This is a genomic window from Dactylosporangium salmoneum, from assembly GCF_039532525.1.
In the GTDB taxonomy this organism is placed as follows: domain Bacteria; phylum Actinomycetota; class Actinomycetes; order Mycobacteriales; family Micromonosporaceae; genus Dactylosporangium; species Dactylosporangium salmoneum.
In genome coordinates this window covers 1-9,347 of sequence record NZ_BAAARV010000054.1, presented here as the reverse complement: position 1 = coordinate 9,347, position 9,347 = coordinate 1, and the positions used below count along the sequence as shown (strand labels likewise).

General features: G+C 66.6%; 12 protein-coding genes and 1 pseudogene. 8 read left to right on the top strand and 5 right to left on the bottom strand.

Going from position 1 to position 9,347, the window contains the following annotated elements:
- Positions 1-194: pseudogene (locus ABD352_RS29340) on the top strand (NADP-dependent oxidoreductase); the annotation flags it as partial.
- Here the strand turns inward: ABD352_RS29340 and ABD352_RS29335 are convergent.
- A complete protein-coding gene (locus ABD352_RS29335; RefSeq protein ID WP_344615745.1) occupies positions 175-435 on the bottom strand; it encodes a hypothetical protein in 261 nt (86 codons plus the stop codon). The pseudogene ABD352_RS29340 and the gene ABD352_RS29335 sit on opposite strands and share 20 nt — an antisense overlap.
- 83 nt (positions 436-518) lie before the next feature.
- On the opposite strand from ABD352_RS29335, the gene ABD352_RS29330 reads away from it, so the two are divergent.
- The 3 genes from ABD352_RS29330 (at position 519) to ABD352_RS29320 (ending at position 2,967) form a co-directional block, all read left to right on the top strand.
- Entirely contained in the window at positions 519-920 is a 402-nt protein-coding gene (locus ABD352_RS29330) for a YybH family protein (RefSeq protein ID WP_344615744.1), read from the top strand.
- Positions 921-963: 43 nt separating this feature from the next.
- Positions 964-2,418 (top strand): FAD-dependent oxidoreductase, encoded by a 1,455-nt coding sequence (locus tag ABD352_RS29325; protein WP_344615743.1) that lies wholly within the window; start codon positions 964-966, stop codon positions 2,416-2,418.
- A gap of 147 nt (positions 2,419-2,565) precedes the next feature.
- On the top strand, positions 2,566-2,967 hold the full coding sequence (locus tag ABD352_RS29320) for a RidA family protein (protein WP_344615742.1): 402 nt from the start codon (positions 2,566-2,568) through the stop codon (positions 2,965-2,967).
- 511 nt (positions 2,968-3,478) lie between these two features.
- On the opposite strand, the gene ABD352_RS29315 is transcribed toward ABD352_RS29320, so the two are convergent.
- From ABD352_RS29315 to ABD352_RS29305, 3 genes are all read right to left on the bottom strand, one after another.
- Positions 3,479-4,186 (bottom strand): hypothetical protein, encoded by a 708-nt coding sequence (locus ABD352_RS29315; protein ID WP_344615741.1) that lies wholly within the window; start codon positions 4,184-4,186, stop codon positions 3,479-3,481.
- Positions 4,187-4,409: 223 nt separating this feature from the next.
- Positions 4,410-5,249, bottom strand: coding sequence for a DUF4253 domain-containing protein (locus tag ABD352_RS29310; protein WP_344615740.1), 840 nt, complete (start codon positions 5,247-5,249; stop codon positions 4,410-4,412).
- Between the two features lie 155 nt (positions 5,250-5,404).
- Positions 5,405-5,683, bottom strand: a complete 279-nt coding sequence (locus ABD352_RS29305; RefSeq protein WP_344615739.1) for a hypothetical protein — start codon at positions 5,681-5,683, stop codon at positions 5,405-5,407.
- A 272-nt stretch (positions 5,684-5,955) separates the two neighbouring features.
- Here ABD352_RS29305 and ABD352_RS29300 point away from each other — a divergent pair, with 272 nt between their 5' ends.
- Entirely contained in the window at positions 5,956-6,327 is a 372-nt protein-coding gene (locus ABD352_RS29300; protein WP_344615738.1) for a DUF2004 domain-containing protein, read from the top strand.
- Positions 6,328-6,491: 164 nt separating this feature from the next.
- Here the strand turns inward: ABD352_RS29300 and ABD352_RS29295 are convergent, their stop codons facing one another.
- Positions 6,492-6,890 carry a winged helix-turn-helix transcriptional regulator gene (locus tag ABD352_RS29295; RefSeq protein ID WP_344615737.1) on the bottom strand — a complete coding sequence of 133 codons (399 nt, stop codon included), beginning with the start codon at positions 6,888-6,890 and terminating at the stop codon, positions 6,492-6,494.
- A 105-nt stretch (positions 6,891-6,995) separates the two neighbouring features.
- On the opposite strand from ABD352_RS29295, the gene ABD352_RS29290 reads away from it, so the two are divergent.
- The 3 genes from ABD352_RS29290 to ABD352_RS29280 all read left to right on the top strand — a co-directional run bounded on the left by ABD352_RS29290 (position 6,996) and on the right by ABD352_RS29280 (position 9,194).
- Positions 6,996-7,898, top strand: coding sequence for an NADP-dependent oxidoreductase (locus tag ABD352_RS29290; RefSeq protein ID WP_344615736.1), 903 nt, complete (start codon positions 6,996-6,998; stop codon positions 7,896-7,898).
- 392 nt (positions 7,899-8,290) lie between these two features.
- Entirely contained in the window at positions 8,291-8,668 is a 378-nt protein-coding gene (locus ABD352_RS29285; protein ID WP_344615735.1) for a DUF4267 domain-containing protein, read from the top strand.
- A 58-nt stretch (positions 8,669-8,726) separates the two neighbouring features.
- Positions 8,727-9,194 (top strand): SAM-dependent methyltransferase, encoded by a 468-nt coding sequence (locus tag ABD352_RS29280; protein ID WP_344615734.1) that lies wholly within the window; start codon positions 8,727-8,729, stop codon positions 9,192-9,194.
- The last annotated feature ends 153 nt before the right edge of the window (positions 9,195-9,347 follow it).

Here is a 9,347-nt window from a genome sequence, read left to right as displayed (position 1 = left end):
GGCCCGACGACGGCTTGGCGGTCGACTTCGTTGTCGAGTCCGATCGCACCCAGCTGAGTGAGATCGTCCAGCGGGTGCGGGACGGACGACTGCGGACAAACATCGGCAACATCGCAACCCTCGACGATGCCGTCGCAGCCCTCAACCCGACCGAGCGGATCAGCGGGAAGACGATCATCCGCGTTCGTCCGTGAGGACTCGGGGACGCGATCGTCGGCGGTAGGTCGGCACAACCAGGCTGGCATTCCCTGCCGGTACTTCATCAACCTGCACGTCGTCTGCCGTGGTGGCGCGGCGGATCGACTGGCGGGTCAGGATACCGAACCAGGTCTCGATCTGGTTGATCCAGCCCGACCCGACCGGGGTGAAGTGGAAGATGACCTGCGGATTTCCTCCAGCCAGGCCGTCACCCGCGTTCTCCCCCAGGCAGGCCATCACCCGCGCTATAGCGTGGGACGCGTCGCAGTTCGACCGACACGAACAGGAGACCGCTGAACCAACACGAACAGGAGAACGCGATGTCCGAGTCCTTTTCGCTCCCCACTGGACCCGAAGGCGTCATCCCGTCGCTGATTGAGCGATTTAATTCCGGCGAGGTCAGCGAGATGATGACCTTGTACGAAGGAGCCGTGCTCGTCGCGGACGACGGGCGGACTGTCTCTGATCGCGCCGAGGTCGCTGCCGAACTCGAGCGCGATCTCAGCCTCGGCCTGCCGCTGGCGGCCAAGGCGCGCCATGTGTTCGTTGCCGGCGATATCGCCGAGATCGTGGTGGACTGGGCAATTGATGGCACAGGTCCCGACGGCAGGCACGTGCACGTCGCAGGTACGGCAAGCGATGTCGCGCGGCGAGGCGCGGATGGGCGCTGGCGGTACCTGATCGACAATCGTCTTGGGACGGCGGTACGACAGCCCGCCTGACACGTGTGCGCCACGGCAATTCTCGGGGAACGGGGGATACGCCATGAGGACGATCGAGCTGTACCCCGATGACGTTCACAACCAGCGGACGATCCGCCAGGGCCACCCATCTGACTGGGTCAACCGCGAAGGTGGTGACTACGACCTGGTGGTGCTCGGCGGCGGACCGGGCGGCCTCACCGCCGCCACGACTGCTGCCGCAGGCGGGCACCGCGCCGCTATGACCGAACAGCGGCTGACCGGGGGCACCTGTGTCAACTTCGGCTGCACGCCGAGCAAAGCGCTGATTCGCTGCGCACGCGCGGTCCACGAAGCGAGCCGCGGGGCCGAGTTCGGCTTTCGGCTCGACGCCCCACCCCAAATTGATTTCGGCGCGGTCATGGATCGGGTCCGCAAGATGCGTTCCATGAGCAGCGCAGGCGATGCGGTCGAGGTGGCCGAGCAAGCGGGGGCGGAGGTCTACCTCGGGCACACGCGCTTCACCGCGCCGAATGCCGTGGAGGTCGAGGGCCGGCTACTGCAATTTCGGACAGCAGTGATCGCCACCGGATCGGAGCCCGTGGTGCCCCCCATCGAGGGACTGCGGACCGGCGAGTACCTGACCAACGAGACCGTCTTCTCACTGACCGAGCTGCCAGCCAGGCTGGTCGTCATCGGCAGCGGCCCGATGGGATGCGAACTGGTCCAGGCCTTCCGCCGTCTCGGCAGCGAGGTGGACCTGGTCAGCCACTCCAGGACCCTGCTGCCCAATGATGAGCCGGAGGTCAGTGAGCTGATCCGTCGCCGGTTCGAGCAGGAGGGGATAAGGCTCCATCTGGGGTTCATGGCAGTACGGGCGGGCGCCGGCCGTTTGCTGGCGCAGGGCACCGACGAAACACGCGAGCTGCCCTATGATGCGCTGCTGCTCGGCACCGGCCGTAAGGCGAACGTGGAGCACCTGGACCTGGGCGCGGCAGGGGTGCACGTCGCCAGGGACGGCGTGGAGGTAGATGAATACCTGTGCACCAGCAACCCCAACATCTATGCCATTGGCGATGCAACCTTCCCGCAGAAGTTCACGCACGCGGCCAATGCGACAGCGCGGCTCTGTATCGCGAACGCGCTGGACGGAGCGCATCGCCCGGTACGAGAGCTCGTCATTCCCCACTGCACCTACACCGATCCCGAGGTGGCCGAGGTGGGCCTAACTCCCCGCCGAGCCCGCAACGAAGGTGTCGTCATCGACGCTTACCGGCTCGACCTGGCCAAGCTGGCGCGGGCGTTCATCGACGGCGAGGAGGAGGGGTTCGGGGCGATATACACGCGCAGCGGCAGCAGCGAGATCGCAGGAGCGACGCTTGTGGCGGCGCACGCCGGTGAGATGATCAGCGAGCTTACGCTGGCAATCACGAACCAGATGTCGCTGGAGGCGCTGGCCAACACGGTTCACTGCTACCCGACGCAGGCCCAGGTCTTCCAGCAGATCGCACTGCAGCACGCCAGACCCCAGAAGAGCTAGCTGTTCGGCTTGGGTGACGGCCTGTTGAACAACGAACGTTCAAGATCGCTAGTGCCGGATCACACCTTCGCATGCACACGCACTCATCGGCGGACTTTCGCGACGAATCCAGGCTGGACTGACGCCAAACGGACCAGGAGCGAACCCATGGAACGGGAAATCATCCGGGTCGAACCCATCGACAGCAATTTCGAGAAGTGGGGCGCGCCAGTGTCGACCTGTACCCGGGCCGGCAACATGGTGTTCGTCTCGGGCATGCCGCCTTTCGACCCCGACACCGGGGAAATCCTCCCGAACGCGCCGTTCGAACACCAGGTCGAGCTCATCCTCACCCAGGTCAAGAAGGCGCTCGAGGCCGCCGGCTCGGACCTCGAGCATGTGCTGAAGTGCAACGTAATGTGCATCTCGGCCAAGCACTTCAACGCTTTCAACGAGGTCTACAAGCGCTTTTTTCCGAACAACCCGCCTGCCCGCATCTTCTTCTGCGTGCCGGAGTGGACGGGCCCCTTCGACGTCGAGGTCGACTGTATCGCCGTCACGAAGGACTGAGGGCGTCGGCCGCCGAGCAGCGCGGCGAGCGCTGAGCGCAGACGGGCCCCGGCGGAGTCGAGGAAGCTCCGCGTCTTCAAGGGAAGCGTGCCCTGCCTCGCAGTGAGGTGTCGTGGCCGTGACTGCCGCGTCGGCGGTCTCGGTCGCATAAAGCGCCGCTGCGACCTGGCGACGGAGGGCAGTATCGAGTCCGGCTGGCCGAGCAAGACGTCCTGAGCGCCACGCTGGCGGCAGAGAACCCCGGCATCCCTGACGGATAGTCCGTCGGATGCCTAGGTCAGTGTGTGGGTCGGGGTGCCATTCCGCTGAGCTTGTCTGGACAGTTCGGTTCAGGGCGCCTACCTTATGCGTCGACGTCGAACTCGTACAGCGCGACGTCTTGACGGGCAGTCACTAGGCTCTCGCGCAGCGATCTTGGCGCCCTCATCTGCCGCAATCCGGTCGCAACGGAACGTTACGGCAAGTTCGTCGGCCGGCTCACGGACATGCCGATGAGCGTGTCGGTCAGCTTTCAGAAGTCCGGGGTGACCTGGAGACGCTGGAGTTCCTCGGGAGCGTCGTCCGGCGCGGTCGACCAGCCGGGCAGGCCGCCCCAAGCGATCGACGTCCGCAGGTACTCGACCAGCGTGATCGGGCCGGTCCGCCAAGTCAGGCCAATCAGCGCCGGGTCCGCGGCCCGACTCGGCAGACGGATGGTGTACGAAAGGCCGCTGATGTTCGCCTTGGTCATGTCGTCCGGCGAGAACATGAAGTCGAACGGGCCGGGGTCACCATAGGAATCACGGTGGTCGTCCCATTCCTGCCGCAGCCAGCTCGCCCCAGGGATTACCAGCGGGTCGGGCAGCGGAGCGTCGTCCGGCTCCATCTCCTCATAGGTGATCCCGAGCACCGGGCAGTCACCGGTGAACATCACCTGGCCGACGTTGCGTAGGCACGCCGACAGCGCCGCCGGCAACCCGCCGATCTCCTCGTCGAGCCGGGGCAAGTCGGCAAGCTCTTCATCGGTCGGCGGCCGGTACAGGGTGCCCGCTGGTACCAGGCCCAGCTCGGCCAGCGCCTCCGCGAGCCGACGCACGTGAACGGCAACGCGCCGCATCGTCTCGTCGGACACCGCGATCACATCCTCGGCAACGCCGTCGGGAACCGCCGTGAAGGCACCGATCTCCGACCACACCTGCACGTGATCCCCGGCAAGGAATCGCCGATGGTAGGACGTCACGGGCCTCGCAGTACAACACCGAGGATCTGCGAGCCCAGCGTGAACAATAGGCTGCACCGGTCGATGCCACGAACGGCCGAGATCTGCGTGATACCGGTAGCGCCCACCCGCAGACGAAGGTGCTCGCTCATGTAGCCGCGATCAGTCCGCTGGACTGTCGTGGGATTGCTCGGCGGGCGAGGTGTCGTCTACGGGCTTGCCGAGAGCAGCAGGTTGAGCGCGTTCACGGACGGTCGTGCAGGAACCACGCGTCGCTGCGGGTCGCGGCGAGCGCGAGCGCCCACGGCGGCATCTGGAGATTGCCACCGACCGCCTTGAGCTGCTTGGCAAGCCGCCATGCGTCTGGACCGAGCGTCGGCGGCCGGGCGACGACGAACTGCAACATCGTCGTCCAGCAGGCCACCAACTCGGCACCGCAGTGTCGTTCCCACTGCCGGATCGCCGCCGCCAGCCCCGCCGGCCCGTCGGGCCGAGCAGCGGCGTAGTAGCTGACCCAGACCGGTGCCAGCCACTGATCCGGTGTTGGCAGGAGGACGAGCTGCACGTCCCGCGGCGTGTACCAGGCCCGCGTGCCGACGAAGTGCGCCGCGACGCCATGCCCCAGCTCGATGAGATCCGGATCGGCGATAATCGCCTCCCAGAGCCATCGCTCGACGGCCAGCCGGGTCGTGGGCAACGGCAACTCCCGCTCGGCCCGCGCGGCGAGGTTGACGTAGCCGAGGCTGCCCACGTGCAGGTACAGGTCGTTCGGACCGACCGGGTCATCGTCGCCCCAGTTACGGTAGACCGACCAGGGGTCGACGGCGCGAGCTGCCCGCTCCAGCGCGGCGATCTCGTGCGGCTCCGGCTCGTGGTACAACTCCCCAACACCCGTCAGCACCGGCCACCGGCCAGTCAGCGCCACCACCGATCGGGCCGCCCGCCAGGACTCCAGGACCCGCGCCGGCACAACGCCCTCCACCAGCATCGTGTCGCCCAGTCCCTGCTCCACCGGATGCCCGTTGAGTGCCGTTCCCCGCAGTGCCACGACAACCTCGCCCGGATCGTCCATCACCCGCACCACGCCAACGACCGTACCGTGACGAGCAGCCACGGTCGGTGCCCCACTTCACCAAGGGCATCACCGGCACCGCGACGCATCGCCGCTGGTGGCGATTGACGGCCTTGATCAGGTGCGCACATAAGTAGCCGCTGATCGATCCTTACGCGTAGTGAGGTTTAGCGGATCTGAGACAGGACGCTGACGATGGCGGCGACTACGTCGAAGGACGCTGGGCCCTTGCCTCGGATCCACAGCAGAGGCGGGACTCCGCCGCGGACCCATCCCGAAGGGGGTAGCTCGAGAGGCCATGGCAGGCCGGGAGTGAGCGTGGTTGCCTCGAAGTCGAAGAAGTCGATCTCATCGTGGGGCAGCCGATGCATGGAGAAGTAGTGGATGTCGCGGATGGACAGGGTCGTCTCCGGTTTCGGATGGATCGGGCGCAAGCTGAGCTCCATGGCGTCAACCGCGCCGGTGACCGAGAAGGAGAGGTGCTCGAGCCCGTACCCTTGGAACGACGCAAGCGCGTCATGGACGGGGCGAACACGTCGAGGTTGTCGCTCACCGCACAATTGTCCGGTGCCCCGGCCACCCGGAGCACCGTCCCCCGCCATGGCCGGACTTCTGGTCCCCGCCAGCGGTTCGACCAGAGACATCACCACTGAAGCGACCCGAAATCCCGTGGCTCCAGGCCAGGATCGGTGTCAACCTCACATTTGACGGTACGGCCATGGATCAGCGCACTCTGGACCGGGTCACCAGGTACGTCGTCGCCCTCGCAGAGTTCGACCGGAACGCTCGAGCGGCGATGTGCGGCGACGTCAGCAACGAAGAATCCGCGGTCCGCGTATACCTGGAGCACCATCTCCACGAGCCGGATCTGATCCGCCCGGTGCTGGGGCTCGCCTCCGGCAGCGTCGTCAGCGTCGACGCATTCGTTGGTGCGCTGCGACTCCGTGCAGTTGCCTTCTACTCCGGCACGGAGATCTCCGAGCACGAGGCGATGTTCGACTACTCGATCGATCCTGACGGTACGCAGTACCTCCTCGCGGTCCGGTTCGACACGCACGGCCGAGTCGACCGCATCGACATCGAAAGCTGACCACGATTCGGGGTCGCCGACGCTCATGACGCGCGGAGCACCACGAGCTCGATCGGGTGTCCGCTCATCTATAGCCGCAAGTTGCTGCGTGCTTGCCGACCCAGTGATCGGCACGGACGGTGACTGCCTCGGCGAGGCCAAGGCTTCACTGTCTCTGAAGAGGTTCAGGGGCGTGCGTCGTATTGGGTGCGGGCTTCGAAGACTCGGTCCATGTGCAGCTCCGCCCAGTTCTTGATCGCGACCATGACCGGAAACAGTTCATGGCCGAGCGGAGTGAGTTCGTAGTCGACGCGGACCGGTACCGAGGCCGTGACCGTGCGGGTGACCAAGCCGTCGCGCTCCAACGTGCGCAGGGTCTGAGTGAGCATCTTCTGGCTGACACCGGCGATGCGGCCGGCGAGTTCGCCGTGCCGCTGCGGACCGCCGGCCAGGGCTGGGATCACCAGTGCGACCCACTTGTCGGTCAGCCTGCTCAGCAGCTCGCGGGTCGGGCAGGCTTCCAGGAACGCGTCGTAGTCGCGTTTGGCCTGTTCGCGACGTTGCGCCGCGGTCGTCGTCGCCATCTTTCCTCCATCGGTGCCCTAGGTACTTCGCGGTGCCTACTTTCTCATGGTGCCCGCTGATTCGTACGGTCTTGGTGATCACGAGAGTCCACCAAGGAGACAGCGATGCGTGCAGTGAGCTACACACAGTTCGGCGGGCCGGAGGTCCTGCACGTGACCGACGTGCCGATGCCCGAGCCGGGGCCGGGGCAGGTACGGGTAAGGGTCGCCGCGTCCGTCGTCCATCCAGTCGACCTGATGATCCGCGCCGGTCGGTTCCCGGCGCCGCTGCCGACCGGCTTGCCGTACACGCCCGGCTGGGATGTCGCCGGCACCGTCGACGCGGTCGACCCGGCGGTCGAGCAGTTCACGATCGGCGACGAGGTCATCGGCTTCTCGCCATGGCTGCAAACCACGGTCGGTGCCCACGCGGAGTACGTGGTGCTCGACGCAGCCTGGCTGACCCCCGCGCCCGCTGGCGTCCCCGCCACCGAGGCGGCGACCCTGCCGACCAACGGCCTCGCCGCCGCCCAGGCCCTCGACCTGCTCGCGCTCTCGGCAGGTTCGACCGTGCTCGTCACCGGCGCCGCCGGGCAGGTCGGCGGGTTCGTCCTGACGCTGGCCCGAGCGACCGGCCTGCACGCCACGGGACTCGCCGGAACCGACGACCGTGAGTTCGTCGAGTCGCTGGGCGCGGCATTCCTGCCGCGCTCCGACGACCCGACGGGGACGTTCGACGCGGTCATCGACCTAGCGGTGATCGGCCCCTCGCTGCTGGACCTCACCCGGGACGGCGGCGGCTACGTGGCCGCGTCACCTCCGCTTCGCCCGGAACCGGTACGGGGAATCCGGACCTTCGCACTGAACGTACTACCGGACGGATCGCGGCTGGGTGAACTGGTCAAACTCGTTACCAGCGGCGACATCCCGCTTCGGGTCGCCGGCGTGTACCCCTTCGCCGAAGCCGCGGCCGCTCACGGTCGGCTGGCCCAAGGCGGCGTCCGCGGCGGCGTGGTAATCGTGCCATGACCCCAGCCAACCTCCGCCGTCACGATCGACTGACGCGCCCCACGGTGAGTACGCCGCCTGCGCCACGCCGTGCCGCGGCGTGAGCACCTTCACCCGATCGGCCGTGAACACCTCTACCGGCCAGATGTAAGCCGTCACCGGGGTCGACCTTTTGCCCGCAGCCTGTTGCACGTGCGTTCGTCGCTCCCGCTCAGATCCTGGACCTCGAGCCCTGTTGTGGCGTGGTCGGTCCTATCGAGCGTCAGCTGGCGACGGTGAGCACGTTCCCGCCGCGGCGCACGCTGGTGGCGGACATGACCACTCGCCCTAGCGACGCTACATATCCCGCCGCAGACAACCCACTGGCGTACGAAATCTAGCGCCGCCGGTGTTACCAAAGAGGGAAACTGCCCATGCTCATCACCATCGCCAACGTGCTCGCCGGACTGATCGGCGCAGGCTGCATCTTCATGGGCGTGAACGCCTTCCGGGCGCCGCAGGCCGCAGCCGGCTTCGGCATCCCCGGTACGCCGACCGAGGACCGCAACTTCCAGGCCTGGCTGTCCGTCAAGGCCGTGCGCGACATCGCCTCGGGGATCTTCATCTTCGTCCTGCTGGCTGGAGCGACCCCCCACCTGCTGGGCTGGTTCTTGCTGGCCGCCGCCGGCATACCCGCCGGCGACGCACTGATCGTGTCACGCAACAACGGGCCCAAGGCGGCCGTATACGGTGTCCACGGGGCTACCGCCATGGTGATGGCGGCGATCAGCGTCCTCCTCCTCGTTGCGTGACCACGGGTCGCGCCGCTTCGGCTGACGATCGCATCCACTGAAGGGACAGCCTCGCTCCATGCGCAGCTTCGAGATCAGCCCGATCGGTACGGTCCGAAACGACAGAACGGAGGTCCAGCACACCGACCACTGGGGCGCCGTCCGCAGCACGATCAACATCGACGAGCGCTTCGGCGACGCGTGTCTGCAAGGGATGGAGGGCTTCTCCCACGTCGACGTGCTGTTCATCTTCGACCAGTTCGCGGAGCGCGACGACTACCGCGAGCCCCGCCCGTACCGCGGCCGAGCCGACCTCCCGCCCGTCGGCATCTTCGCCGGTCGCGGTCCCCGCCGACCGAACCGCATCGGGGTGACGTGCTGCGCGATCGAATCCGTCCGCGGCCGCGAACTGACGGTGGTCGGCCTCGACGCGGTATCGGGCACCCCCGTCATCGACCTGAAGCCAACGATGACGCAGTTCCTGCCGGTAAACGTCCAGCAGCCGGAATGGGTCAGCCGCCTGATGTCGGAGTACTTCCAGCCGTAAGCGAGAGCTTGACGGCAGAGCCGATCCCCGAGCGCATCGACCTCGCATCCACAACTTCGTCAACCCCAACCAGACTCAGCGACCTTTCCTAAAGATCTTTTGATATTCCGGTGAGTCGCTGCGGGCTGATGCCATTGGCAGGCAAGACAATCA

Bases quoted from the DNA above. Each gene is read 5' to 3' on its own strand.
- ABD352_RS29305 (WP_344615739.1), bottom strand. From the start codon at position 5,683: ATGGAGCTCAGCTTGCGCCCGATCCATCCGAAACCGGAGACGACCCTG.
- ABD352_RS29290 (WP_344615736.1), top strand. From the start codon at position 6,996: ATGCGTGCAGTGAGCTACACACAGTTCGGCGGGCCGGAGGTCCTGCAC.
- ABD352_RS29300 (WP_344615738.1), top strand. From the start codon at position 5,956: ATGGATCAGCGCACTCTGGACCGGGTCACCAGGTACGTCGTCGCCCTC.
- ABD352_RS29325 (WP_344615743.1), top strand. From the start codon at position 964: ATGAGGACGATCGAGCTGTACCCCGATGACGTTCACAACCAGCGGACG.
- ABD352_RS29320 (WP_344615742.1), top strand. From the start codon at position 2,566: ATGGAACGGGAAATCATCCGGGTCGAACCCATCGACAGCAATTTCGAG.
- ABD352_RS29330 (WP_344615744.1), top strand. From the start codon at position 519: ATGTCCGAGTCCTTTTCGCTCCCCACTGGACCCGAAGGCGTCATCCCG.
- ABD352_RS29280 (WP_344615734.1), top strand. From the start codon at position 8,727: ATGCGCAGCTTCGAGATCAGCCCGATCGGTACGGTCCGAAACGACAGA.
- ABD352_RS29335 (WP_344615745.1), bottom strand. From the start codon at position 435: ATGGCCTGCCTGGGGGAGAACGCGGGTGACGGCCTGGCTGGAGGAAAT.
- ABD352_RS29295 (WP_344615737.1), bottom strand. From the start codon at position 6,890: ATGGCGACGACGACCGCGGCGCAACGTCGCGAACAGGCCAAACGCGAC.
- ABD352_RS29285 (WP_344615735.1), top strand. From the start codon at position 8,291: ATGCTCATCACCATCGCCAACGTGCTCGCCGGACTGATCGGCGCAGGC.